The sequence below is a fragment of the Saccharibacillus endophyticus genome, from assembly GCF_013185185.1.
GTDB classification, from domain to species: Bacteria; Bacillota; Bacilli; order Paenibacillales; family Paenibacillaceae; genus Saccharibacillus; species Saccharibacillus endophyticus.
In genome coordinates this window covers 63,900-89,677 of sequence record NZ_JAAZWE010000003.1, presented here as the reverse complement: position 1 = coordinate 89,677, position 25,778 = coordinate 63,900, and the positions used below count along the sequence as shown (strand labels likewise).

Annotated in this window: 25 protein-coding genes and 1 riboswitch; of the genes, 5 read left to right on the top strand and 20 right to left on the bottom strand. The window is 54.5% G+C overall.

The window, feature by feature from the left end:
• The first annotated feature begins 106 nt into the window (after window positions 1–106).
• Window positions 107–1,030 (top strand): ABC transporter permease, encoded by a 924-nt coding sequence (locus tag HRQ63_RS11730; protein ID WP_172243711.1) that lies wholly within the window; start codon window positions 107–109, stop codon window positions 1,028–1,030.
• Window positions 1,030–1,824: an ABC transporter ATP-binding protein gene (locus HRQ63_RS11725; RefSeq protein WP_037291176.1), complete on the top strand. Its 795-nt coding sequence runs from the start codon at window positions 1,030–1,032 to the stop codon at window positions 1,822–1,824. Before HRQ63_RS11730 ends, HRQ63_RS11725 begins: the two co-directional genes overlap by 1 nt.
• A gap of 920 nt (window positions 1,825–2,744) precedes the next feature.
• On the opposite strand, the gene hprK is transcribed toward HRQ63_RS11725, so the two are convergent.
• Window positions 2,745–3,662 carry an HPr(Ser) kinase/phosphatase gene (gene hprK / locus HRQ63_RS11720; RefSeq protein WP_172243708.1) on the bottom strand — a complete coding sequence of 306 codons (918 nt, stop codon included), beginning with the start codon at window positions 3,660–3,662 and terminating at the stop codon, window positions 2,745–2,747.
• A 235-nt stretch (window positions 3,663–3,897) separates the two neighbouring features.
• Window positions 3,898–4,260: a HesB/IscA family protein gene (locus HRQ63_RS11715; protein ID WP_172243705.1), complete on the bottom strand. Its 363-nt coding sequence runs from the start codon at window positions 4,258–4,260 to the stop codon at window positions 3,898–3,900.
• A gap of 422 nt (window positions 4,261–4,682) precedes the next feature.
• Here HRQ63_RS11715 and mqnE point away from each other — a divergent pair, with 422 nt between their 5' ends.
• Window positions 4,683–5,789: an aminofutalosine synthase MqnE gene (mqnE, locus tag HRQ63_RS11710; RefSeq protein ID WP_172243702.1), complete on the top strand. Its 1,107-nt coding sequence runs from the start codon at window positions 4,683–4,685 to the stop codon at window positions 5,787–5,789.
• A 161-nt stretch (window positions 5,790–5,950) separates the two neighbouring features.
• Complete coding sequence (locus HRQ63_RS11705) at window positions 5,951–7,015, top strand: NAD(P)/FAD-dependent oxidoreductase (protein WP_172243699.1); 1,065 nt, start codon at window positions 5,951–5,953, stop codon at window positions 7,013–7,015.
• 314 nt (window positions 7,016–7,329) lie between these two features.
• On the opposite strand, the gene HRQ63_RS11700 is transcribed toward HRQ63_RS11705, so the two are convergent.
• The 4 genes from HRQ63_RS11700 to HRQ63_RS11685 form a co-directional block, all read right to left on the bottom strand.
• On the bottom strand, window positions 7,330–7,512 hold the full coding sequence (locus tag HRQ63_RS11700; protein WP_172243696.1) for a hypothetical protein: 183 nt from the start codon (window positions 7,510–7,512) through the stop codon (window positions 7,330–7,332).
• A gap of 81 nt (window positions 7,513–7,593) precedes the next feature.
• Window positions 7,594–8,061, bottom strand: a complete 468-nt coding sequence (locus tag HRQ63_RS11695; RefSeq protein WP_172243693.1) for a hypothetical protein — start codon at window positions 8,059–8,061, stop codon at window positions 7,594–7,596.
• A gap of 67 nt (window positions 8,062–8,128) precedes the next feature.
• A complete protein-coding gene (locus tag HRQ63_RS11690) occupies window positions 8,129–8,386 on the bottom strand; it encodes an RNA polymerase sigma factor (RefSeq protein ID WP_172243690.1) in 258 nt (85 codons plus the stop codon).
• Window positions 8,387–8,548: 162 nt separating this feature from the next.
• Window positions 8,549–8,806 carry a YuzB family protein gene (locus tag HRQ63_RS11685; protein ID WP_172243687.1) on the bottom strand — a complete coding sequence of 86 codons (258 nt, stop codon included), beginning with the start codon at window positions 8,804–8,806 and terminating at the stop codon, window positions 8,549–8,551.
• A 204-nt stretch (window positions 8,807–9,010) separates the two neighbouring features.
• Between HRQ63_RS11685 and HRQ63_RS11680 the strand changes: the two genes are divergently transcribed.
• Complete coding sequence (locus HRQ63_RS11680; RefSeq protein WP_172243684.1) at window positions 9,011–9,256, top strand: NifU family protein; 246 nt, start codon at window positions 9,011–9,013, stop codon at window positions 9,254–9,256.
• A 179-nt stretch (window positions 9,257–9,435) separates the two neighbouring features.
• On the opposite strand, the gene HRQ63_RS11675 is transcribed toward HRQ63_RS11680, so the two are convergent.
• The 14 genes from HRQ63_RS11675 to HRQ63_RS11610 form a co-directional block, all read right to left on the bottom strand.
• The gene (locus HRQ63_RS11675; protein WP_172243681.1) at window positions 9,436–10,290 is read right to left on the bottom strand and encodes a MetQ/NlpA family ABC transporter substrate-binding protein; all 855 of its coding nucleotides are present in this window, start codon (window positions 10,288–10,290) and stop codon (window positions 9,436–9,438) included.
• Between the two features lie 122 nt (window positions 10,291–10,412).
• Window positions 10,413–11,084 carry a methionine ABC transporter permease gene (locus HRQ63_RS11670; RefSeq protein ID WP_037291206.1) on the bottom strand — a complete coding sequence of 224 codons (672 nt, stop codon included), beginning with the start codon at window positions 11,082–11,084 and terminating at the stop codon, window positions 10,413–10,415.
• Window positions 11,081–12,100 carry a methionine ABC transporter ATP-binding protein gene (locus tag HRQ63_RS11665; protein ID WP_172243678.1) on the bottom strand — a complete coding sequence of 340 codons (1,020 nt, stop codon included), beginning with the start codon at window positions 12,098–12,100 and terminating at the stop codon, window positions 11,081–11,083. The genes HRQ63_RS11670 and HRQ63_RS11665 overlap by 4 nt, the downstream gene beginning before the upstream one ends.
• A 219-nt stretch (window positions 12,101–12,319) precedes the next feature.
• Window positions 12,320–12,458, bottom strand: a riboswitch (SAM riboswitch).
• 340 nt (window positions 12,459–12,798) lie between these two features.
• Window positions 12,799–13,704: a COX15/CtaA family protein gene (locus HRQ63_RS11660; protein ID WP_172243675.1), complete on the bottom strand. Its 906-nt coding sequence runs from the start codon at window positions 13,702–13,704 to the stop codon at window positions 12,799–12,801.
• A 355-nt stretch (window positions 13,705–14,059) separates the two neighbouring features.
• Complete coding sequence (locus tag HRQ63_RS11655) at window positions 14,060–14,410, bottom strand: thioredoxin family protein (RefSeq protein WP_172243672.1); 351 nt, start codon at window positions 14,408–14,410, stop codon at window positions 14,060–14,062.
• Between the two features lie 52 nt (window positions 14,411–14,462).
• A complete protein-coding gene (locus HRQ63_RS11650) occupies window positions 14,463–16,499 on the bottom strand; it encodes a methyl-accepting chemotaxis protein (RefSeq protein WP_172243669.1) in 2,037 nt (678 codons plus the stop codon).
• A 598-nt stretch (window positions 16,500–17,097) separates the two neighbouring features.
• Window positions 17,098–18,711: a putative polysaccharide biosynthesis protein gene (locus HRQ63_RS11645; protein ID WP_172243666.1), complete on the bottom strand. Its 1,614-nt coding sequence runs from the start codon at window positions 18,709–18,711 to the stop codon at window positions 17,098–17,100.
• A gap of 45 nt (window positions 18,712–18,756) precedes the next feature.
• A complete protein-coding gene (locus HRQ63_RS11640; RefSeq protein WP_172245030.1) occupies window positions 18,757–19,236 on the bottom strand; it encodes a DUF456 domain-containing protein in 480 nt (159 codons plus the stop codon).
• Between the two features lie 50 nt (window positions 19,237–19,286).
• Window positions 19,287–20,117: an HAD family hydrolase gene (locus tag HRQ63_RS11635; RefSeq protein WP_172243663.1), complete on the bottom strand. Its 831-nt coding sequence runs from the start codon at window positions 20,115–20,117 to the stop codon at window positions 19,287–19,289.
• 165 nt (window positions 20,118–20,282) lie between these two features.
• Window positions 20,283–21,257: a Gfo/Idh/MocA family protein gene (locus HRQ63_RS11630; RefSeq protein ID WP_172243660.1), complete on the bottom strand. Its 975-nt coding sequence runs from the start codon at window positions 21,255–21,257 to the stop codon at window positions 20,283–20,285.
• A gap of 676 nt (window positions 21,258–21,933) precedes the next feature.
• The gene (locus HRQ63_RS11625; RefSeq protein ID WP_280529309.1) at window positions 21,934–22,812 is read right to left on the bottom strand and encodes a metal ABC transporter permease; all 879 of its coding nucleotides are present in this window, start codon (window positions 22,810–22,812) and stop codon (window positions 21,934–21,936) included.
• Window positions 22,809–23,753, bottom strand: coding sequence for a metal ABC transporter permease (locus tag HRQ63_RS11620; protein ID WP_172243657.1), 945 nt, complete (start codon window positions 23,751–23,753; stop codon window positions 22,809–22,811). Before HRQ63_RS11620 ends, HRQ63_RS11625 begins: the two co-directional genes overlap by 4 nt.
• 64 nt (window positions 23,754–23,817) lie before the next feature.
• Complete coding sequence (locus tag HRQ63_RS11615) at window positions 23,818–24,591, bottom strand: metal ABC transporter ATP-binding protein (RefSeq protein WP_172243654.1); 774 nt, start codon at window positions 24,589–24,591, stop codon at window positions 23,818–23,820.
• Between the two features lie 33 nt (window positions 24,592–24,624).
• A complete protein-coding gene (locus tag HRQ63_RS11610) occupies window positions 24,625–25,575 on the bottom strand; it encodes a metal ABC transporter solute-binding protein, Zn/Mn family (RefSeq protein ID WP_280529308.1) in 951 nt (316 codons plus the stop codon).
• Window positions 25,576–25,778 lie beyond the last annotated feature (203 nt).

The following is a 25,778-nucleotide window of genomic DNA, read 5'->3' as shown; positions in this document are numbered from 1 at the left end:
TTGCCTCGCCCGACGATCACGTTCATGCCTGTACATTCAATCGGGCGCGAAGCGTAGATCCGGTCGAGACCATGTGCGATCCCTTTTGACACAGGAGGCGTCACTTATGTTCGAAAATTTCGTCGGCTCGCTGCCCGGCGCCGTCTATCTGGGTCTGCTGTACGCCCTGATGGCGCTTGGCGTCTACATCACCTTCCGCATTCTCGACTTTCCCGATCTCACGGTTGACGGAAGCTTCACTACAGGCGCAGCCACCGCAGCCGTCATGATCTCGCACGGCGCGTCGCCTTGGCTCGCGTCGCTGACCGCGATCCTGGCAGGCATGCTCGCCGGCGCTTGTACGGGGCTGCTTCATACGAAAGGAAAAATCAACGGTCTCTTATCCGGGATTCTGATGATGATCGCACTCTATTCGATCAATCTGCGGATCCTCGGCATGCCGAACGTGTCGATCATGGGCGAAAACACCGTGCTCAGCGTATTTCCGCCGATTCCGTTCATGATCGTGGTCGTGCTGCTCTTCAAGTTCGCTCTGGATGCTTTCATGAAAACGGATCTGGGCTTGTCGCTGCGCGCGACCGGCGATAACAAACGCATGATTCGCAGCTTCGGCGCAAACACGGACAACACGACGATTCTGGGCATCAGCCTGTCGAACGGTCTCGTCGCCCTGTCCGGCGCACTGATCGCGCAGCAATCGTCGTTCGCGGACGCGACGTCCGGGATCGGCATGATCGTGATCGGCTTGGCTTCCGTCATCATCGGCGAAGCGCTGTTCGGCGCCAAAACCGTCTTCCGCGCCACGCTGGCCGTCGTGCTGGGCTCTATTGTCTACCGGATCGTCATCTCGCTGGCCCTTCAAATCAAAGGCTTCGAGACGTCCGACCTGAAACTGATCACCGCTGTTATCGTCATCATTGCGCTCGTATTCCCGACAGTACGCAGTGCGCTTAAACAGCGCGGAGCTGCCAAAAAACGTTCGGCCGAGCTGCTCAAATCGCTCGAAACCACTCCGGGAGGCGAACGCTGATGCTGCATGTATCGAACGTATCCAAACTGTTCAACTCCGGCACGATCGATGAAAAAATCGCGTTGATCGGCATCGAGCTGCAGCTGAATCCCGGCGACTTCGTCACCGTGATCGGCAGCAACGGCGCAGGCAAATCGACGCTGATGAACATGATCTCCGGCGTGATGAAGCCCGATACGGGCGATATCGTCATCGGCGACCGTTCCGTCACCGCGCTGCCCGAACACCGCCGCAGCCGCTGGATCGGCCGCGTGTTCCAAGACCCGATGGCCGGCACCGCGCCGCGCATGACCATCGAAGAAAATCTGGCGATGGCTTATCTGCGCGGCAAACGCCGCGGCTTCTCGTTCGGCGTCAGCAGCGCCCGGCGCAAAATCTTCCAAGCCGAACTGAGCCGCCTCGGCATCGGCCTGGAAAACCGCCTGAACGCCAAAGTCGGCCTGCTGTCCGGCGGCGAACGCCAAGCTCTCAGTCTGCTGATGGCGACGTTCACCCGCCCTCAGATCCTGCTGCTCGACGAACATACCGCCGCACTCGATCCGTCGCGCGCCGAACTGATCACGTCGCTGACCGACGAGATCGTCCGCGACATGAACCTGACGACGTTGATGGTCACGCACAACATGGAACAAGCCATCCGCCTGGGCAACCGCCTCGTCATGATGGACAAAGGCCGCATCATCCTCGACATCGGCGAAGCCGACAAACAGCACCTGACCGTCGAACGCCTGATGACCGAATTCGAACGCATCAGCGGCAAAAAGATGGCGGATGATCGGACTTTATTGGGCTAAGGGGCATAATAAGCGGCAATCGCAACCCAATTTTCCCCAGCGCTCGAACATCTTTTCAACTGCGTACGTATACGGCCCGTGCCCCCTGATTTAGATTGCTTTTTCAGCAACGTGCAGCTCCAAATCGACCAGTTTTCAGACTTACGTTAAATACAACTCAACGTAAAAGCGAAAAATCAAACAAACTTACACCCGGCGAACCCTCTACATTGCCGATTCGACAACGCAGCTCACTCTTACGGCAATATTGAAAAGGTCACGTGGCCTTTTAAGCAATGTGACCTTCAAATTAGGGCGTGTACGAAAACTCCGACGAAAGCAGATTTTGCTGAAATTTCGTTCTCTGCAAGGAACTTTTCTGAAGGCGTGCCGGGGCACGTCGAGGGAAAGTGACGCCGCCGAGGGCGAAAAGGCAGCAAAAGATGCACGTGGTTGAGTTTGCGTACACGCGCTAAACAAGCACCATCAAACTCATTACAGTCTATCCAAACACCCTGTAGAATATGCAACATTTTGCTCACAAAAAGCACATTTTTCTTCGCCAACTTGCAAGATCTGCAACATTCAGGCCCCATATCATCCTTTTAAAAGCTAATCCAACCCAAAACACTGCATATTCTACAACTTGGCCTGTTAAACTCCCTTTTCCCGCCTCATAATCTTGCACTGCATACAACTTAGTCGGTATAACTGATCGCTACAAACCTAAAAAGCTGCCCATATCGCATCCGCGAAGGGCAGCTTTTCTAAATTGCTTTTCGATCTTTTGACTTTAAATGCCTTGATTTAGCCCTTTTCTTCTCTTTTCCCCACACAGGAGGACGCGCCGCCAGACGAGCGGATTCTGCATGGAAGCGACTTTCGGCTTTCCGAAGGAAAACGAGCTTGAGCGTCCAGGCAGAATCCGCTCGTCGCCCCGCTCAAGAAGGCATCTCGTCCTCCAACCGCCCCATGAACTCCTCCGCCGCACTATACCCCAACTGCTTCAAATACCAATTATTCGCCGCAGCCTCGATCAGTCCCGACGTATCCCGCCCCGGCTGAAGCTGGATCTCGATGTGCGGGATTTTGACGCCCAAATATTCCGTGAACTGGTCCGCGACCTCCAGATCATTGTTGAGCGCCTTATCGTCCCACGGTGTCAGCTCGATGTCCAGGACGATACGCGTCTCGTCCTGGAACGCCGTTCGCCCGTACTGCCGCACCACGTTAATCAATCCGATGCTCCGCAGTGCCAAAAACTCGCGGGTGATCGTATTATGCGTCCCCAGCAGCGTGGCCGGACCGAGCTTTTTGAGCACGACCACGTCGTCCGCCACGAAACGATGCCCGCGGCCGATCAGCGTATGCGCCGTTTCGCTTTTCCCGATCCCCGAACGCCCCCGCAAAAGAACCCCGATGCCCGAGACGTTGATGCACACGCCGTGAATGGACATCTCCGGCGCCAACGCTTTTAACAAATAACCGTCCAGCTTCGTAATGAATTCCGTCGTCTTGTCCTGCGTACGCAGCAGCGGAATGCCTTCCTGATCGCAGTACATTTCGAGAAAAGGAATTTCCTGCTGCCCCGTCGTCACGATAAAGCACGGCGGATGGTATTTGACGATATTGCCGATATGCAGCCTGCGTTCCTCTACCGTTTGCTGGAGCAAATATGTAATCTCTTTGCGTCCCAGCACCTGAACCCGATTCATCGGAAAATAATCGAAGTAGCCGACGAATTCTAATCCGGGACGGTGGGCTTTGGAACGGGTGATTTCGCGATCCAGACGCTCTGCTCCCGACAAAACCTCCAACTTGAACGCTTTGACAATGCTTTCTACGGAAACCGACTTCATGCGGTACTCCTCCTTAAATCGTAAAATAAACCCGGTGCGCCGGGCGAGTTCTTTCCCGAACAGCTTGTCTCGAAAGGTCGGGACAATCCGCTGCTCAGTTGTTGTCGAAGATTGCGCCGCAATTCACAAAATGCCGCGCAGCAAAATAAACGGCCGGCAATCCGGCCTATAAAAAAAGCTTCCAGCCCGGAAATGGCATCCAAGCCGAAAGCTTTGTCCAATCAACTGCAAGCGATCAATCGCAAGGCTGCGCCAGCACTTCGTCTTCTTCCCGCGTACGGAACGAAGATCCGCAGCCGCAAGTCGCAACAGCGTTGGGATTGAAGATCGTAAAGCCTCCGCTCATGCCGGATTCTTCGAAGTCCACTTGCAAACCGTTCAGATATTTCAGATCGTCTTTGGATACGACTACCTTGATATCCGCTACGTTCATATATACGTCGTCCGCATCGGACTCTTCATTGTCAAAGCCCATCGCGTACGAAAAACCGCTGCAACCGCCGCTGGCTACGCCCAGTCGAAGAAACATGCCCGGCGCCTCCTGCTGCTCCAGCATGTCTTTAATGCGCGAAGCGGCCGCTTCCGTGATTTCGATCATGGTTTTTCCTCCTTTGCGCTTTCTCTCTGCATTATACGCCTCTATACCCCGTGACTCAAGCATTTAGGCGGCCTTCTTCCGGATAATCCGTTTCATGCACAAAATTCAATTATGGTTACTTTTACATATTAAACTCGTATTGCCCCGTTCCGCGACTAGGTTTATAATGGGAAGGAATGACCTTTTAAATTTTCGAAATTTCGACAAAAAGAGCGGGGCAAAAATGCCGATATTAGACAAAGACAGGCCGCTCGATGTAACTTTTTTCACACCTTTTTCAAAACGCAGCTGCGTTTTGGCCAGATAGCTGCCGCATAAAGCGGCTTTGCTTTTGTCGGTAGTCCAATTTTTCCGGTTCGACCCGGACCCGCCCGTTCGGCGCGATCCGCGCCGCCTCGGGATCAACGAGGAGGTTCACACTAATGTCCACAATCATCAATCCGACAACGGATAAGCGCATGGCGGAAATCGCGGAAAAGGTCCACAACGGACAACGTTTGAGCTTGGAAGACGGTGTTTATTTATATCAGAGCGAGGATATTTTGACGATCGGCCAGTTGGCGAACGAGGCCAATCTGCGCAAGAACGGCAAAAAAGTCTATTTTATCGAAAACATGAGTTTGTACTTCACCAACGTCTGCGAAGCCCACTGCGCATTCTGCAACTTCCGCAAAGACCAGGGCGAAGAAGGTTCGTATACGCTGAGCGGCGACGAAATGGTTCGTTACGTCGAGGAAAACATCACGCCGGGCGTACGCGAATTCCATATCGTAGGCGGTCACAACAACCATGTACCGTTCCAGTATTACGTGGATTCGCTGGCCGCGCTGAACAAGCATTTCCCGGAAGTCACGATCAAAGCTTATACCGCAGCGGAAATCGACTTCTTTACGCGCATCAGCGGCATGTCCATTGAAGATGTACTCAAAGCGCTTCAAGCAGCAGGCCTTCAATCTTTGACAGGCGGCGGCGCGGAAATTCTGTCCGACGAGTATCGTAAAAAAATGCGCGTAAACAAGGCTAACGTGGATCGCTACCTCGAAGTGCACCGCACGGCCCACAAGCTGGGTATGCGCACGCACACGACGATGCTGTACGGTTCGATCGAAAGTTACGAAGACCGTATCAACCATATGATCCAAATCCGCGAGCTTCAAGACGAGACTAACGGATTCATGGTCTTCATTCCGCTGTCCATGCAGCCGAAAAACCGCAACGCCAGCATCATGCGCCGCAACTCGGCCTATGAAGATTTGAAGACGATCGCGATTAGCCGTCTGATGCTCGACAACATCGACCACGTCAAAGCGTACTTCATCAACATCGGCACGCAGCTTACGCAGATGGCGCTTACGTTCGGCGCGTCGGATGCTCACGGCACGATTGTAAAAGAACGGATCAGCCACGCGGCGGGCGCCGTTACTCCGGAAGGATTGACGCGCAAAGAATTGATTTGGCTCATCAAAGGAGCCGGCCGCATTCCGGTGGAACGCGACACGTTCTACAACGAGATTGAGGTTCACGAATAATCGTACAGATCATAGACCGGTAAGCGTCCGAGTTCAAGCTGGAGTTTGGAGAGACGTTCGCTCAAGATTCCGGATCAAATTCGAAGTCGGCCGCCCTCATTCGTCGAAAACCGCTGCCGGCTCCGTCTTTTCCACTATTTCATTCACAAGGAGACCTGCACATGAAAAATCTCGTTATTCTCGGCGGTGGCTACGGCGGCCTGACCATCTTGGACGGACTTCTCGAAAAGCTTCCTTCCGACGTGAATGTGACTTTGATCGACCGTTTGCCTTTCATGGGACTGAAAACGGAATACTACGCGTTGGCGGCCGGAACGGTATCCGACCACCATCTGCGCATCTCGTTCCCCGACCATCCGCGCATGACCAAGCATTTCGGTACGGTGGAAGAGATCGATATTCAAAACAAACAGGTTCTGCTGCAAAATGACGAACCGGTTCCGTACGACCAGCTTGTTATTGCGCTGGGCTGCACGGATAACTATCACGGCGTTCCGGGCGCGGAAGAATTTACGTACAGCATCCAGTCTTTGCATGCTTCGCGTCGTACCAACGACAAGCTGAGCAGCATGAAGCCGTCGGCGCACGTGCATATCGTAGGCGGCGGACTGAGCGGCATCGAGTTGGCGGCGGAGCTGCGCGAAAGCCGGCATGATCTTCGGATCACGCTGTTGGACCGCGGCGACCGTCTACTGTCTTCTTACCAGCCTCGGATTTCGCGTTACGTGCAGGAATGGTTCAAAAAGCACGACGTCGAGGTCTGCCATAAAGTGTCGATCAGCCGCGTCGAACAGGATGCTCTCTATAACGGCGACGAACTGATGCATTCCGATGCCGTGGTCTGGACCGCAGGAATTCAACCCGTCGAAGTGGTGCAAAAGCTTAACGTGACCAAAGACCGTTCGGGTCGCGTCGTGGTCAACGAATATTCGCAGGTGCCCGACCACCCGGATATTTTCGTCTGCGGCGACTGTGCCAGCCTCCAGTTTGCGCCGAGCGCTCAAGCTGCCGAAGCGCAGGGCGAACAGATCGCGCATGTGCTGCTGGCATTCTGGAAAAACGAGACGCCTAAGCTCAAGCCGATCAAACTCAAAGGCATGCTGGGCTCGCTCGGCCAAAAAGCCGGCTTCGGCTTGAACGTGATCGGCGATACGTCGATTACGGGGCGCGTGCCGCGTCTGTTGAAAAGCGGCGTATTATGGATGTCGAAGCACAACCTCGGTTAGAGGGGATCGGCTTCTCGCAGCCGGTAAAATCCGATTGCTCGAAGTTCGGGAGGAGCCGAAAGCTGCGGGGAACTTTCATTTCGATCGCGTGTTGCTTTCAGGAAATTGGATTCGATTCTATAATGGAGATTTCCTGAAAACAAAGGCGAACGCTGGCGCTTCTACATGAAATTCCCCTGCGCCAGGGCATCTCTCAAACATCGAACGAATTTCACCACCTTAAGAAGCCGTACTCCGACCGAGTACGGCTTCTTTTTTGTTAGCGGGATAACTACCTTTTCTGTTTACAAAAGATATCTTTCTTTTTCTATTCGTTAAAATCCAACTTTGATTTCATGACCGATTTTTTCTAAATAAGCATTTAATTCATCTAAGGTTTGATCGGCTTGAATGGATGTGGCTTCTTCGGCTCCGGAATCATAAGAACGCATGAGCACGATTAAACGTTCAACTTCTTCATACTCATTTGGCATAAACGATTTTCGGGCTTCGATCAAAATCGGATTCCAGAACTCTTCTTCGGTGACGACTTGATCTGGATCTTTCGGCGCGGCGCTTTCGGTACTGATCTCTGCGAGCTACTGCTCCAGGCTCTTCAACTGTTGAATCTGTTCGGCGCTCATCGCATTTTGACCCCCGGCTTCATCAACGGAGGCTTGAAGCGCGGCGACTTGACGGATCAATTCTTCGAGTCGAGCATAGTCGGTTGCGGAAAGCTGCGCTTGCGCGGATCTCAGTTTGTCCTCCAAATGCTCATACTCCGACAAATCTCCCCGGAAAGCGATACCGTTGCCCGACGCTCCGTAAATAGAGTCCGCCAGATACTGATAGCCGGCATAGGACCCCACGGGCAGGATTAACATGACAGCTGCAGCGAGTGCGGCGATTCGAGCTGCCCATCCGCCGTCGCTAAGCTGATCCACAAGCGCGCCCGCGAAATCTTCTTCCCGCACTTTTTCTTGACGAGCCGCCGAGGCCACTTTTTTCCACTGCAATACGCGACGTCGACGATGCGCGTTGACTTGCCGCAGCGCTATGCCGGTCAACTAGTACCTTATCAACTCTTAATCAGAGGATTACGTTCGAATGAAAGGTACACGCTTTAGGTGCGTTTCATTCGGGCGTAACCTTACTTGTAGCGTTGACAAGGTACCAGCGTCGAAACTCTCGGCTTTGATCGAAACGATGCAGACTTCGGTAAGCTTGCAAATACGTCTCCTGCGTCACGTCTTTGGCATCCTCGGCATTTCTCAACAGAAAGCGGATGAGTTTGTAAACATCTCCTGATGTTTGCTCGTACAAGTCGCTATAAGCCTCAGCGCTTCCTTCCAATGTGCATTTGACCAGATGAACGTGATCGTTCGGGTTCAACGTTGACCCTCCTCTCTTCTTTCTCTATGTATTGGTCTCCAGCGCAGTTTTCGTTCATTTTTTCAGAAAATAAATAAGAAAAAAGTTCCGTTCATACGCAAAATCGCGTTGACGGAACTTTTTCTTCGTTCAAACCGTAATACCCTTGATCGAAGCGGTGTCTCAATCCAAGTCCAACGAAGCCCACGGATCTTCTTCGTTCATTTTGGCGTCGATCGCTTTTTCCAGTGCTTCGATCGTGTCGGCTTCGACGACATCGCCGTTCACCATCGCGTAGGGGCCGTAGTCGCATTCCGTGCAGTTGCCGAGGCAGCCGTATTCGATCACGTCGTACTCGGGATTGGTATCCAGCTTATTGAAAAGTTCCTGCGTGCCGTGATGCATGTTGCTGGCGCAGAACTCGATAATGGGTCTGATCATGTTTTCTCACCTATTCTTATTTATTCTCAGCCGCATGACGGTAAACGTGTAATGGTTCTTTAAATTTAGATCCATTTATATTATAATACAAGAGAGACTTTTGCAAAATTTGATTTATGCTTTCATCGTTTTGCAAAAATGATCTCCGAAGTGGTTAAGCCGTTCCGACTGTACGCTTCAAACATTTGAGAGGAGCTGACTATAATGAGTGAAAATGCACAACTTGAAATGTATGACGAGGTATCCGACGTGCTGGACAAGCTGCGTCCTTTCCTGCAACGCGACGGCGGAGACGTTGAATTGGTAGACGTTGAAGACGGCATCGTGAAGCTGAAGCTGGTTGGCGCTTGCGGCAGCTGCCCAAGTTCCACAATCACGCTGAAAGCCGGTATCGAGCGCGCGCTGTTCGAAGAAGTCGAAGGCGTTAACGAAGTTATTCAAGTCTTCTAAGACTGCTTAAATCAAACGGTGTTCGCTTCGGCGGACGCCGTTTTTTCGTATGCTCATTCAGCCGATTCAAATATCCTAGGCATGCTGCCGGACTTTTTTAAAAAAGCAAAAAGCCCTGTATCCCGCAAAGCGGGATACAGGGCTTCGTTATGCAAGATGTCGATCACGTTCGCGGGTTCTTAGAACGCAGGAACGATCGAACCTTTGTATTCGTCTTCGATGAACTTTTTCGTGTCGTCGGAAGTCAGAGCCGCAACCAGTTTTTTGATCGCGTCGGAATCTTTGTTGTCTTGACGGGTAACGAGCAGGTTCGCATACGGGGAATCCGCGTCTTCGATGAACAGAGCGTCTTCAGTCGGTACCAGGCCCGCTTCCAGTGCATAGTTCGTGTTGATCAGCGCCAAGTCGACTTCGTCCAGTTGGCGAGGAAGAGCCGCGGCTTCGATCTCGATGAATTCCAGGTTTTTCGAATTTTCTTCGATATCGCCTACGGTTGCCGTGATTCCGGCGTCTGCTTTCAGCTTGATCAGACCTTGTTTTTCAAGCAGCAGCAGCGCGCGGCCGCCGTTAGTCGGGTCATTCGGAATTGCGACTGTTGCACCGTCTTGCAATTCGTCGATCGAAGTGATCTTTTTGGAATACGCGCCGAACGGTTCAACGTGTACTTTGGCTACGCCTACCAGATCCGTGCCTTGTTTGGAGTTTTGGTCATCCAGGTAAGGTTGGTGTTGGAAGAAATTCGCGTCCAGTTCTTTTTCGTTCAGCTGGGTGTTCGGCAGGATGTAGTCCGTGAATTCAACGATTTCCAGGTTTACGCCTTCAGCTTCCAGCGCAGGTTTGATGTGCTCCAGAATTTGTGCGTGCGGATTTGGCGAAGCGCCGACTTTAAGCGTTACCGGTTCGGCTGCCGTCTCCGTCGTGCCTGTATCTGTCGATCCGGTCGCAGCCGTGTTCGACGTCGAGCTGCTGTTGCCGCATGCGGCCAGCAGAAGTACGAGTGCCATTGTGAGTACTGCGAAAGTCCATTTTTTCATGTTGTTCGCCCCTTTGTTTGTGTATGGCTTGATCAGCCTATGTTGTATGTGGAGCCGTGTCGGTCGCCTGTGGCGATCCGCACGGCCGGATACCGATGAACGATGATGCTGCTTTTTCAAGACTACTTACGGGTAAAATGCTTGACCAGTCGATCGCCGACCATCTGAATGATCTGGACCATGATGACGATAATGACCAGCGCCACCAACATGACCGCCGTCTCGTAACGGTTATAGCCGTAGCTGACCGCCAGTTGACCGAGACCGCCGCCGCCCACCAGACCGGACATGGCCGTGTAGGAAATCAGCGTAATGATGGTAATGGTAAAGCCCGCGATCAGGCCCGGCAAGGATTCAGGCAAAATGACCCGGAATACGATCTGCCTTGTCGAAGCCCCCATCGCTTGAGCGGCTTCGATCACGCCCCGATCCACCTCGCGCAGCGAGGTTTCCACCAGACGTGCGAAGAACGGCGCGGCGCCGATCACGAGCGGCGGGATCATCCCGCGTACCCCGATCTGCGTGTCCACGATGAACTTGGTGAACGGCAGCAGCGCGATAATCAGGATGATAAACGGTACGGAACGCAGCAGGTTGACGACAAAAGCCAAGACCGCGTAAACGCTGCGCGCTCCTACCGACGATGAACGTGCGGTCAGGAACAATATAATTCCAATGGGAAGACCCAAAATTAATGTAAACAAGCTGGAGTAGCCCAGCATTTGCAGCGTTGCATTGGTCGCTTTGCCAAACTCCGCCCAATTCACCTGTGAAAAATCAAGTTCCCTGTTCATGCTTCGAGTTCCTCCACTTCAAGCCGCTGCTGCGTCAATCGTTCCAGCGTTCGGCGAATATCGGCCGAATCGCCTTCGAACCGGACGACCAATTGGCCGTAAGGCGTCTCCTTGATTCGCGAAATCGTGCCCTGCAGAATCGCGAAGTCCACGCCCGTCTCCTTGACCGTCTGCGACAGGATCGACTGGTAGGTCAGCTCTCCGATGAACGTTACTTTGACCGTGCGCGACGATGCGGCGTTCGTTGCGCGAATGGCTTCGTCGAGCGCTTCCGCGTTCTCCGATTCCCGATTGATGAAGTCCCGCGTGACCGGCTGCTTGGGCTTCAAGAACACGTCGATAACCGGTCCTTCTTCCACGATCACGCCGCCCTGAATGACTGCCACTTTGTCGCATATGCTCTGGATGACATGCATCTCGTGCGTGATCAGCACAATGGTCAGCCCCAGCTTGCGGTTGATGTCGAGCAGCAAACGAAGGATGGAATCCGTCGTCTGCGGATCGAGTGCCGATGTCGCTTCGTCGCAGAGCAGAACGTCGGGGTCGGTAGCGAGCGCCCGGGCAATGCCCACGCGCTGCTTCTGTCCGCCGGATAATTGCGCAGGGTGCTTTTTCGCATGTTCGGCCAGACCGACCAGCTCCAGCATCTCATTGACTTTACGATCAACCTCCGCTTTCGGCGTTCGAACGAGCCGGAGCGGAAAAGCGATGTTTTCGTATACCGTGGCCGAAGACAGCAGATTGAAGTGTTGAAAAATCATGCCGATGCGGCGGCGCTGCTGCTGAAGCTGGTTTTTTCCGAGCCGCGTCATGTCGGTCTTGCCGATCAAAATCTCGCCGCTCGTCGGCCGCTCCAGCATATTGATGCATCGGATCAGCGTGCTCTTGCCTGCGCCGGAATGGCCGATGATGCCGAAAATTTCGCCTTTGGCGATCTCGAGATCGATACCGCTCAGCGCGGTCGTGGCTTTGGTGCCTGTTCCGTATGTTTTAACCAGGTTTTTGATGGTAATCACTGCGTTGTTCCTCCTACTCGGCCACCGAAGCGGTTGTTTCCGATATGCCCCTCCCGTGCTCCGCGTTGATGCTTTAAAGCCATCAGTTAATCGCGTGCACGTCGAAAGCTCTTTTCCCCGCTTCGGTTCGCCCGGTCTTTCCGTTCATCTTTGGTTGAAATCAAAAAGAGCCCTTTTTGGTTAGACAAAAAGGGCTCGCATCGTATGCGTACAGTCACCTTCTCATCTGCCAGAACCATTTTGATTCTGTAGGAATTAGCACCATGACACCCTGACGCGACGTCTGCTTGCGACGTTCGTGTACAGGATCGGTTGCCGGGCTTCATCGGGCCTGTCCCTCCGCCTCTCTCGATAAGAAAAAATCTGAGATATCTAATTGGAAAGCTTGGTATTACGAAAAGTGCAAAGCGTCAAACCTAAATCCTTCACTCAGTATATTCAGTTTGACACGGTTTGTAAAGGTTTAGCCTGAAAATTTTCATAACCTTTTTTCCGCTTTTCCCTGATCGTCATCAACGGATGCTTGTCTGCCTATTGAGGACAAGGCCGCAACGCCTCCGCATGAAGAAGAAAAGGAGCCTTTCGCAAGGCCCCCAACTTCCGTCGACTCCGATGTGCGTTCGAATGCAGCGGACGAACGAAGCTTTTGAGCCTCCGCTCATCCACCCTGCACAGACGTCCGAAACACATGTCAAACCTTACGCTTGCACTGTCTTTTTCACGGATACGGATGCTTCTTCGCCTGCCGGTACCCGGCTGAGTTCCCATGTGCGAATGCTCAGGAAGCAGAGGAACGCGAACAAGAAATCCGTGATCAACGTATGCAGCATCGGAGCGAACATGTAATACTCGCTGCCGAGCGCGACCAGGTTGAGCACGCCGCTAAGCGGCAGCGCGATCATCAATACGACGACGATGATGCCGAGCTTGCGGATATCGCGGATATGGCCGTAATTGCGGATCGCCATATGCCCGACCATCAAGACGAACAGCAGCAGCACGGCCGAAGCGATATGCAGGACGACCGACATTTTCGCGAGCTCCGTATGACTGACCAACGCTCCCGTGTATACGACCGCATAGGTGAACGCTGCCGAGAAAATCGTCAGGTTGCGCGTACGCTTGCTTACCCGATGCTCGGCCGGAGGCGCTTGATACCGTTCGAGGCTGCCGGCCCTTCGGACGGATAGCGCCAGCACCAGCGCGCTCGCGAACGCGATCAACGCGAAGCCGAAGTGCAGCGCCATGATCGGAGGCGATTGGGAAAATACGACCGCCAGCGCGCCCATGATCGCTTGCACGACGACAAAGAAAGCCATGATGGCCGCATAGATTTGGAAGTCGCGGCGTTTGCGTGCCCAAACCAGGAACGCGATCAGCGTGATTAACGCCAGCAACCCCGCGATTCCCGCCGTCAAGCGGTGCGTGTACTCGATCAACGAACCGATGGTCGTGCCCGGAACGAATTTGCCGTGACAGAGCGGGAATTCGCGTCCACACTCCAAGCCTGAGCCTGTTCTCGTTACGACTACGCCGTTGAACGAGACGAGCAGCATGATCACGCAAGACGCGTAGCTCAGCCATTTCAACACTTTATATTGCAAAAGTCTCACCGCCGATTTCAAAAGTAGTGGACGGCATCCTTGCCGACGCTCGCGCGGCGGACTTCGAAATGCCTTTTCCTCTCATTATACCGGAAATGCGTCGGGGTTAAGAATCTCGTTTGTGACAAAAAATGTTCAAATCAAAAACATATTTATCGGCGAATAGGCGTCTTTTGTATGATTTTATTCACAGATTCACGCAAAGAATCCCGCTGCGGCACAAAACCGAAGCGGGATTCTTTGCTGTAAAACAGGCTTGCGACTTGCCTCAAGCCGATGCAGGTTGACGATGGACTCGAACGCAAATCGCGAATCGAGAGTCGGCAAGACTCCGCAAGATCCGTTCTGTCAGCGCTTATTGACGAGCAGCGAGTTGACTATGCACCTCTGCAGCGCGATCCAGAAAAGTCTCGATCTCGGCACGCGATTTGCGCGCCTTATTCACGAAGCGAACCAGCTCTTTGCCTTCGGAGAAAGCGACGAAGCTCGGGATGCCTAGAATGTTCAGCTCGCGGCTGACCTCTTCCACTTCCTCCACGTCGATCTGAATCAGCTTCACTTGGTCTTTGCGCTGTTCTTCAACCTCCGGCATGAACGGATCGATGAAGTGGCAGTCGCCGCACCAATCGGCGCGGAATACGGCTACCGTCAGGCCCGGGCCTGCGATTTCCCGATCAAAATCGGCTTTCGTGCGAATTTGTTCCATATTCGATCTCTCCTTCGGTTTCAAGTTCGGATATCGTTACCGATACTCTATTTTACATCAATCCGGCCGCAGAATCATCCGATTCCTCAGGTAGCGCCTTTTCGGCATTTTTTTCGGTATGGAACCGGCTGATTTCCAGCAGCAAGCGGTCCGCATGACGCATCAATGCTTCGGAAGCGACGGAAATCCCGCTGATCGTCTCGGATTGTTCCGTCGTCGAAGCCGCCGCTTCTTCGGTCGAGGCCGCGCTTTGCTCGGCTACCGCCGCAAGGCCCGACATCACGTCCGACACTTGATTCGCTCCGGATTGCAGCATCTGCATGGAATCGCCGATCGAAGCGATGCCGCGCACAATGACATCCACAGAACCTCGAATGCGATCGAACGAATCGGACGTCTCGCGCATCGACTCCGTTTGCGAATCGCTGTTGTTGCGGAACAGCCCCAGCTCTTCCGTACTTTGCCGCCCGGCCTGGTTCAACTCGCCCAACAGGTCTTTGATCTCGACGGCCGAAGCCGAAGCCTGTTCCGCCAAGCGCCGAACTTCCGACGCGACGACCGCGAAGCCTTTGCCGTGATCGCCTGCCCGCGCGGCTTCGATCGAAGCATTCAGCGCCAACAGATTAGTCTGTGCGGAGATGGTCTGGATGCTTTCGGTAATGATCGAAATTTCTTCGATTTTGCCGAGCAGCAAGCGGTTGGCCGCTTCCACGCGATCCGTCGATTCCCGCCCCGATTCGGACAATTCGGTCTGGCGGGCAAAGGCTTTCTCGCCGCTGCTCATGGCTTCGCTTGCCTCGTCCGCGGCCGAGCGCGCCTGATCCGTCTGCGCGTAGATTTGCTGAATCGTATTGTTGATGTCCGATACGCGTTCTGCCCCCGCTTGAATGGATTCCGCCTGATCGGCCGCTCCCCGGGCGATTTCGCCGATCACGAGCGACACCTGACGCGCGATATCGTTACTGCCCGAAGCATCGCGCGACATCGCTTGCGAGGACGCCTGAACTTCGCGGGCCGACTGATCGACCTGCATGATCAGACCGTTCAGGGAAGAAGACATTTCGTTGAACGAATTGCCCAGTTGGGCGATTTCGTCTTTTCCTTTGACCGGTACGCGTACCGTCATATCGCCGGAAGCCAGCTTCGAAGCGCTGTCCTTCATGCCGATCAGCGGGCGAATGGTCCGGTAAGCCAGCAGATAAGCCAATACCGCCAGAATCAAGAGCAGCCCTACGGTGAAGATCAGGAAGAAGTTTTGCAGCTTGTTGTATTCGGCAAAAGCCGCTGCTTTGGAAACGGATGTGGCGACGATCCACCCCGTGTCCGTCAGCTTTTCGAAATAAAGAAGTTGGGTGTCGCCTTTATACGTATATTCGGCCAGCCCGCCGTCACTGCCTGTCATCGTTGAAAAAACGGACTTGTAGTCGGCTTGGTCAACCAACGGCGTATTGAGCAGCGCTTCGTCGGGATGGGCCAATACGGCTCCGCTCCCATCCATCAGGAAGGTGAAGGAGTCTTCCGTTTTCAACGCGTCGACTTTGTTTTTAATCGAAGTCAAGGCAATATTTTCGGAAATCGCGCCCTGGAAAACGCCTGCCGAATTTTGCAGCGGCACCGCGATATAGATCGACTGCACGCCGGCCTGGGTGACATAAGCATCACTCACCGTCAGCGCATTCGCGGCTTTGGCCGCCTCGTACCACGGACGTTTGCGCGCATCGAATGAAGCATCGGGAATAAAACCGGCCCCGTCGATGTATGTACCGTCCTCAAGTCCGAAATAAATCGTGGCGATATCCGCTTGGTTACTCGGAAGCTGGTAGGCTTGAAGATGTTCCAGCGTAATATTTTGCAGCGGCGTTACCGTATCCTGAAGTACTTTTCCCAGCGTCTCGACGACTTTGGACTGTGTCGCGATCCATCCGTCGACTTCGGAAGCCGCTTCGCGAACCGTGCCTCTAAGCTCCGCATGCACGCCTTCCGTCGCTTCTTTGTTGAGATGGAACAAGGCCACCGACGCAAGCGGCGCGGAGATCAGGATGCAGACCGCCACGACGACCAGAAGCACTTTCGTTTTCAGTGTGAACATAATTTTTCTCCATTCTTCGGTACTTCGGGACCCCCATTGTCCGTTGACCGCAAGTTAGTATCTTGTCAACGCTAAAAGTAAGATTACGCTCCCCTAAGATTTCGTACTTAAAGCGTGTACGAAGTCTCAGGAAAACGCACTCCTCGGATTAAGAGTTGACAAACCCTTATTTGAAACGCTCTCCTCCGGACATGCATGATTGCGACTTTTGTTATTTCTTAGGCAATTCGTACCTGTCCCCCGACTCCCTATATCGGATACCCTTATGCAAAAATGAATAAGCGCATCGGTTGGTTTCAATTGTAAGCGCAACAAAAGAGCCTTCCCGTCAAGGGAAGGCTGAGGTCTGTCGAAAAAGTCACGCTGGTGCGGGAAACGAGAAGACTCCGAGAGAAATTCGTTCCGGTCGCGTGTTGAAATCAGGAAAAAGTATTGAATTGTAGCGGGATTTTCCCGATTTCAAAGGCGAACGCTATCGCTCCTTCACTGAATTTCTCTCTCGTCTTCTCGCTTCCAGCTACGTTAGGTTTTCTCGACACTTTGGACTTTGGAGCCTTCCCGTCAAGGAAAGGCTCTTTGTTTCTTCTTATCGGAAAAATCAAGCACGCTGCAGACGCATCAACGGGCGAAGAATCTTTTGCAGCAGGCGCGGGTAAGTACCCAGCTCATCGCGACGGATAACCCGAAGGATAACCAGCAGCAGCAGATAAATGGCAGGGACGATCACGCCGACGGCAGCGCAAGCGATAAAGAAGGCTACGCGCGGATGCATGAACTCCGTCATCCAGCTGCCCATTTCGCTCAGACCGAAGCTTGCTGCCGAGATAATGATGCAAGTCACGATAAATGCAGGCCAACGCTTGCCCAGGACCGAGAATGACACGATCCCGCGCAGCGTGCGCAGATTCAGCATCGTGATGACCAGGAAACAGACGCCGGTCATGCCGACGATTCCGTAGATGCCGAACACCGGGGCCAACGCCAGACTGCCGATCAGTTTGACGACGATCCCGATGCCGACGTGGACCATCGAGCGCCGGGCCAAATTCATGCCGAGCAGCATCGAGTTGCTGACCATCATCGTGATTTGGAAAATGGTGCCCAGCGTCAGCACCGCGATGATTCCCGCACCGTACAGCGTACTGAACAGCAGACCGTTAACCGAGTAAGCGGCGAAGCCCAGAGCCAATACCATCGGCATTCCGGTCAGCGTCGCGATCCGCATCGCCAGCGTGATTTGCTGCTGCAAATGGGTTTCGTCTTTGCGGGCGAACGCGGCCGAGATGATCGGAATGAGCGACGTGCTCAGCGCGATCGCGAGAATCGGCGGGATGCCGGCTACGCTTTGCGCGCGGCTGCCGAGAATACCGAGCTGCGTGGTTGCCAACGCGTCGCCGATCTGACCGACCAGCAGCGGCTTGACGATGGTCGTATCGATAAAGTTGATCGCCGGCACGGCCAGCGCAGACAACACGATCGGAATCGACAGCTTGAAAATATCGCCGTAGATCCGACTGAGCGGAATCGTTTGATCATGACGGTTGATGAGCTTTCTGCCTTTTTTTTGCTCGTTTTTGGACAATTTGACCGAAGCCATCAGCATGATCGCGAACGCGCCCAGACTGCCGAGCACGCCTCCGAACGAAGCGCCGGCCGCGATCGTCTGGCCGGGCTTGCCCAATTGCAGCAAAATGTAAGCCAGCAGAATCGCCGTGAATACGCGCGCGATTTGTTCGACGATTTGCGATACGCCGCCTACGGCCATCATGTTGCGCCCTTGGAAGTAGCCGCGCATCATCGCGATGGTCGGAAACAGAATCAACGCCGGCGCCAACGCCCGAATGGCGGGAGCCGCTTCCGGCAGTTGAATCATCCGGGTATACCAAGGCGCGAAAATGTACACGGCAAGCGTGATCACGACGCCCATCATCCCGGAGAACAGCAGCGCCGCGTAATAGATGCGTCCCGCTTCCTCCGGCCGATCCAACGCGTACCGTTCCGAGATCATTTTGCTCAGCGTACTCGGAATACCCGCCGTCGCCACGGTCAGCAGCATCAAATAAACGGTGTTGGCGGCGGTGAACGACGCGTTGCCGATGTCTCCGAGCATATGCTCCAGCGGAACGCGCTGAACGAGACCCAACACCCTGGCGACGAGAGCTGCCGCCGCCAGGATGAGCGTCCCTTTAATAAACGATTCCTTTTTGGACAAAACCTGTTCCCTTCTTTCCCCCGTAAAAAGCCGCGAGCGGCTTTCCTATACGATCCATATAATGAAGACGACGATCATGACGACCTGTAAAATGCCTTTCACGAGCGTGCTGCTGAGCAGGCCGACCAATGCGCCCCAGCCCGCTTTTAACGATTGCTTGAAATTCGATCCGTGAATCAGCTCCCCGATCACCGCGCCGATAAACGGGCCGAGGATCAGACCGAATGCCGGAATGACGAAAGGTCCGAGAATCAAGCCCACGGTACTGAGCTGAATCGACAGCTTCGAGCCGCCGAACTTTTTGGTCCCCCAGGCGCTTACCACGTAATCCGCCACGATCAACGCGACGAAGATGACGGTCTGAATGATCCAGAACCAGACGGTAAGCTCGCTGAACGAAAAGAACCAGCCATACACGAAAAAGGCGAAATAAATCGCGACCGCGCCCGGCAGGATCGGAAAAATCAATCCCGCCATACCGACGATAAACAGCGCGACGACCAGTACCCAACCCAAAATGTCCAATGCGACCATTCGCAGGCCCTCCTATGATATTTCGTTTAAACGCTCAACGTTTACGCCGAAGGATTGTCCTCCGGACGCGCGGACGATGCAGCCGCTTTCGGCCCCGCTGCTTCGTTTTCGGCGTCGTCGAATTGCATGCCGTCCAGCATGTATTCCCGTATCACCTGCACGATGCCGTCTTCGTTGTTGCCGGCTACGGTAATATCCGCAAGCTCCTTGACCGCTTCCTGGGCATTGCCCATCGCGACGCCGAGCCCTGCCGCTTGGATCGCGGCGATATCGTTCAGACTGTCGCCGACCGCGATAACCTGCTCCATCGTAATGCCGAGCAAATCGCACACCTGCTGAATCCCGCTGGCTTTGGAGATGCCGCCCGGGTTGATTTCCAGGTTGTCCATCGACGAATTGGTGATCTGAAGGCCGCCCATATCCTGAAGCCGCAGCAGAATATGGTGCAGCACATCATGGTCTTTCGTGTTATAGCCGAACTTCAGCCACTCCTGCTCTTCCAGATTTTCCGGCCAGTGATCCCGATTGTACAGCCGTTCCGTCGTGTAGGCCCAGAACCAGACGCCGTACTCTTCCGCCAGCGCGTGCATCTTGCGGATCAATTCCACATCCATCAGTGCGCGAAAATGCAATTCATGCGGCGCTTTCCATACTTCGCTTCCGTTGACCGTCACCATAGGCGTCTCAAGCCCGAGTTCGACCGCGTACGGCAGCGCGTGCATCGCCGCCCGGCCGGTCGACAAGCAAACGTGGAAGCCTTCCTTGATCGCGCGACGAATCCATTTGGCCGTTTCCTCCGATACCTGATGGTCGTCATTCAGCAGCGTCCCGTCCATATCGAGCGCAAGCAGCTTATAATCGTAACGTGTCATGTTTTACCCCTTTCCAAACGTGTTCACTCTCGCCATTCTATCATATTACCCCGTCTGCTCCAATGTATGCGAGGCAGCTTGCCCGGGTCATGATCGGCATACAAAAAAGCCCTCTCTCGGTCTTGCCGAAAGAAGGCTCGGAACGATTCCGGGACGGCGTTTGCGTTACAGCTTGATGCTTCGGCCGGATAGCGCGGATTGCAGAGCGGCAAACGTCACTTCCTGCGTTTTGCAAGCGTCCGCATAATCCGACAGAATGCCGGACGTATCGCCGGTGCGCAGCGCGTGCAGGAAGGCTTTGGTCTGCTTTTCGTAAGGATCGCTTTCTTCCGCGAACACGCTTTCTTCATTCACCTTCGTCACCTTCAAATGGCCCGACGTCCACTCCCATAACCCTTCGCGCGTGTAAAAGGACAGCCCGGCTTTGCCGACGCCCGGAGGCAGCACGCAGGTGTTGGAAATATTCGCGACGGCGCCCGTTTTCAGCTTCAACGTGACGGTTCCGATGTCGTGCACGTTGGTCTGCTCCCATTCTTCTTCCGGGAAACGGCTCGCGTATACGGCATGGACTTCTTCGACTTCTCCCGCCAGATGGCGCAGCAGATCCACGATATGCGTCGTCTGCTCGATAAACTGGCCGCCGGATTTCTCCTGTCTGCGCCACCATTCGGCCTGCGGCATATCGCCCATCCACATGCCCGTCGCGATACCGATCCGGCCCGGATGCAGCGCTTCGCGCAGACGCTCCACGTTATCCTGATAACGGAAATGGTAGCCGACGGACGTGATCAGATCCGGTGATTTCAAGCGCATGAAGCCGAGAACGTCCTGCGGCAGCTCGGCATCCGTGCCCAGAGGCTTTTCAACGAGGAAAGGAATGCCCCGGCCGATCAATTCGCGCTCGATCTCCCCATGCGCCATAGGAGGTACGCAAATATAAACCGCATCGAGCACCTGCTCGTCCGCCATGTCGGATACGCTTTCATATCCGGGCGCGTCGTAGCGGATACCGAATACGTCCCCCTTGTTTTTGCTGCTGCCGACGATCCCCGCGATCTCCACGTCTTCCGTCGCCGCAAGCAAATCCGCATGTTTCCCCGCGAACCAACCCGTGCCGACGATTCCGATTCTCAGCGTCATGTCTTTCATCCCCTATTCTGTCCGCCGTCCGATCCGGCGCTTCTCCTTACTAGATTACCATGAGGTTTCCTTAAAAATCCACTCGTTGAAGGTGGGAAACACTATTCGTTGGGGAAGCTTGGACGGCTGCGGGAGGAATTCGTTCAGGACGCTGTCTCACTCGGAAAAGCCGATTAAAATTTTAGTGGAATCTTTCCGAGTTCAAAGGCGTCAACATAGCGCTGAATGTTACCGCAGGTTTTCTTTGAAATCCTGTATTTCACTGAATTTCTCCCTCCGCCTGGGCTTCCCGTACAAAAATAGTAGGGTGGGTGTAATGAATGAGAATATTCAAAAATCGATATTTACAAACATAATATCGAATCACATTTTTAATACATTTTGGATACGCAAAAGCGCTCTTTCAAAAGAAAGAGCGCAAGAGTATCAAGAAAGCCTAACGTAGCTGGAAGCGAGAAGACGGAGAGAAAAATTCAGTGAAAAACGCCTTTGAACTTGGAAAACAACCACTTAAATTTAAATCCAGTTTTCCAAGTGAGACAGCGGATTGTGAAGCATTTCGAAGAAATGCACTTCGGAAGCCTATGCTGGCAATTTCTTTCGCAGTCTTCTCGCTTCCCCCGCCGAAGTGACTTTCGAGGACCACTTCGATTCATACACAATCGAACCTTTTCGCTTACACGACTTGAGCGATGTTGCGTCTGCGGGCGAAGCGGGCGATCAGGCCGTTTTTCGGAGCCAAGATCAGAGCCAGGATGAACAGGATGCCGGCTACGGATACGATGCAGCCTGCGATGGAAGCATCGAGCGCGTACGAGATCAGATATCCGGCTACAGCGGATACGATGCCTACGGCCACGCTGAGTCCGATCATGACGCCGAGGCGATTGGTCAGCAGGTAGGCGGTCGCGGCCGGGATGATCAGCATGCCTACGACGAGGATCGCGCCTACGCTTTCGAACGAAGAAACGGCAGTCATCGATACCATGCCCATCAGCAGGTAATGGAACAGCAGGACCGGAATTCCGCAGGCGACGGCCATGGCCGGGTCGAATGCGCAGATTTTGAATTGTTTATAAAAGAGTCCGAGCAGCAGCAAAATGACCGTTAGCGTAATGCCCAACATCCAGACGGCCCTCGGCCCCATGTCGGTGCCGCCGAGCGTCCAGGTGTCCCAAGGCACGTAGGCGATCTCGCCGAACAGCACGCAGTCCAGATCAAGGTCGATATGTTGGGCGTTCAAGCTGATCAGCAGCACGCCGACCGCGAACAATGCCGTGAACACGATGCCGATCGACGCGTCGGATTGCAGGCCGGACGTTTGCAGCGTTTGGATCAAAAACACGGTCAGCAGACCGAAAGCCGTCGCGCCGAGCAGCATCCACATGGAGTCGCGCGTGCCGCTCATGAGGAACGCGATCGCGATTCCCGGCAGCACGGCGTGGCTGATCGCGTCGCCTACCAACGCCATGCGGCGAAGAATCAAGAAACAGCCGAGAATCGAGCAGGCGCTCGCAACCAGCACGGCGGTCAGTATAATCCAAAAATCCATCATTTTTGCGAGCCTCCTTCGGCAGCGTTCAATGCGCTTCGCTCGGCAGAGCGGGCATAGTCGGCTTTGAGATTGCGGTGCCGCAGCGCTTTGGACAAGAGGCCGCGTCCGGGAGCCAGCAGCAGCGACAGCACGAATAACAACGTAGCCGCAAGCACCGTTACGGGCCCGGTCGGAATGCCTTCGCCGAGCGTGCTGATCGCAGCGCCGGAAGCTCCGCTAAGCGCCCCGAACAATCCGGCATAGGCCAGCATGACCGGCAGGCGGTCCGTCCAGTAACGGGCAGCTGCGGCAGGCGTGATCAGCAGTGCCGCCACGAGTACGACGCCGACGGCCTGGATTCCGGCCGCGACGGCGACCGTGGTCAGAATTAGCATCGCATGTTCCAATAATCCGACCGGCAGGCCGATGCCGCGGGCGAAGCCCGGATCGAAGCTGATCAGCTTGAACTCTTTGAAGAGCAGCATAGCGGCTACAACCAATAGTACCGATACCCCCATCAGGATATAAACGTCGCTCGTCACCATGGCGGCGGCTTGGCCGAACAGATATTTGTCCAGGCCGCTTTGGCTGCCGCTGCCGCTATGTTGGATATGGGTCAGCATGACCGTTCCGACGCCGAAAAAGAACGTCAGCACGATGCCCATCGCGGCGTCGGATTTGATCTTCGTCCAGCGCGTGATCGCGCTGACGCAGAAGACGGCGGCGATGCCCGCGACCAGCGCGCCTATGAGGAAAAGCGACGCCGATTTTACTTCATGCAGCATAAAGGCGATACAGACGCCCGGCAGCGCCGCGTGCGCCAACGTATCGCCGAGCAAACTTTCCCGGCGCAAAAAGGTAAAGCTGCCAATGACTCCGCTGCCCAATCCCAGCAGCGTACAGCCCATCAGAATCCAGCGCGTGTTCGGATCGCTCCACAGCGAAATCAGCCAATCGAGCATCGTTGTTTCCCCCTTACTCGTCGAAGTTTGCCTGTTTCGGATATCGGACTCTTTTGCCGCGCCGTCATTGTTTGACCAACGCTTCCCGGCCGTTCGAGCTGACGATCGCCAGTTTGCCGCCGTACGTTTCGTGCAGCAGCTCCGGCGTGAACGTCGTCTCTACCGGACCGGCCGCGATCAGTTTTTTATTCAACAAAAGCACATGATCAAAATATTCCTCGACCGTAGACAGATCATGATGGACGACCAGAACGGTTTTGCCTGCCCGCTTCAATTCGCCGAGCAGCGCGATGATGGCCTTCTCCGTCGCGGCATCGACGCCTGCGAACGGTTCATCCATGAAATACAGATCCGCTTCCTGCACCAGCGCGCGAGCCAGAAACACCCGCTGCTGCTGGCCGCCGGACAGCTGGCTGATCTGCCGTCTGGCGAAATCCGCCATTCCGACTTTATCGAGCGTGCCCATCGCCAAGTCTTTTTCTTTGCGCCCGGGGCGCTTGATCCAACCCAGATGGCCGTAACGCCCCATCATGACCACATCGAGCGCATCCGTCGGAAAATCCCAATCGACCGATTCGCGCTGCGGAACGTAACCGACGCGGCTGCGCATTTTTTTATACGTATCCCCGTAGATCGCCACCGAACCGGAGATCGAAGGCACCAAGCCCAGCACGGCTTTGAGCAGCGTGGATTTGCCTGCGCCGTTCGGTCCGATCAGCGCGACCAGTTTGCCCTCCGGAAGCGTGAAGCTCACGTCTTCGACCACCGCTTTTCGCTGATAAGCGACCGTAATGCCCGACACTGTGAGCGGTGCAACCGCCGTGGATTCCTTTTTCATGTTCGTTCCTCCTTGTCTCGATCCGCTTGAATTTTATTTCAACGCTTCCGCAATGGTATCCGCATTATGCCGAATCATTCCGATATACGTGCCTTCCTCTGTTCCTGGCTCGCCCATCGCGTCGGAGAACAGTTCTCCGCCTATGGTCACGTCGTGGCCTTGCTGCGCCGCTCCGGCGACGATCGCCTGCATGGAGCGCGCGGGAAGGCTGGATTCGACGAAGACCGCTTTGATATTGCGTTCGACCAGATAGTCGCGCAGCGCGCTGACGTCCCTGGCGCCGAACTCGGCTGCCGTGCTGATGCCCTGCAACCCGACGACTTCGACTTCATACGCCCGACCGAAGTAGCCGAACGCATCATGAGCCGTTACGAGTACCCGACCTTCCTCCGGAATCTCGAGCATACGCTCGCGCACATAGGTGTCCAGTTCTTTCAGCTCGTTTAAGTAACGTTCGCCCTGCTCCCGATAAGCCTCGGCATTGGCCGGATCTTTCTCGATCAGGGTATCCCGAACCGTCTCCGCCGCGACGGTCCACAGATCGACGTCGAACCAGACGTGCGGATCGAACTCGCCTGTGTCTGCCGAGCCGATCAGGCGGTCTCTCGGCATGTCGTCCGTTACCGCGACGACGGTCTTCTGCGCAGCCATTTTGACGAGGACGCGCTCCATATTCCCTTCCAGATGCAGTCCTCCGTAAAAAACGACCGCCGCCCGGTCCAGCTTGCGAATATCGCCCTGCGACGCTTTGAACAGGTGAGGGTCCACGCCGGGTCCCATCAAGGTCGTCACTTCGACGTGCTCGCCGCCGATTTCTCTCGCCGCGTCGCCGATCATGCCCGTCGTGGCCGTGACCAGCAGCTTACCGTCTTCGCTGATGCCTTGGGCGTTTCCGCTGCCGGAGCATCCCGCCAGCAGCAGCATACCCAGAAGCAAGGGAAGCACTCCCCACCATGCGTTAACTTTTCTTTTGCCGTCGTCCATGCTTTCCTCCTTCGTAAAACTCCGATTTTTCTGTGTAAACTTTTCCACATGCTAAATTGTTTTATTCAAGACTTTTTATTTGTCTTCACTAACAATGTTTCCTTAGGGCAAATTTTAAAATAAAAAAAGGCAAAACGCAAGTTTTCTATGATACGAATGATAAAAATGCGAAAAAAACCTGCTTCCCGAAGGAAGCAGGCTGC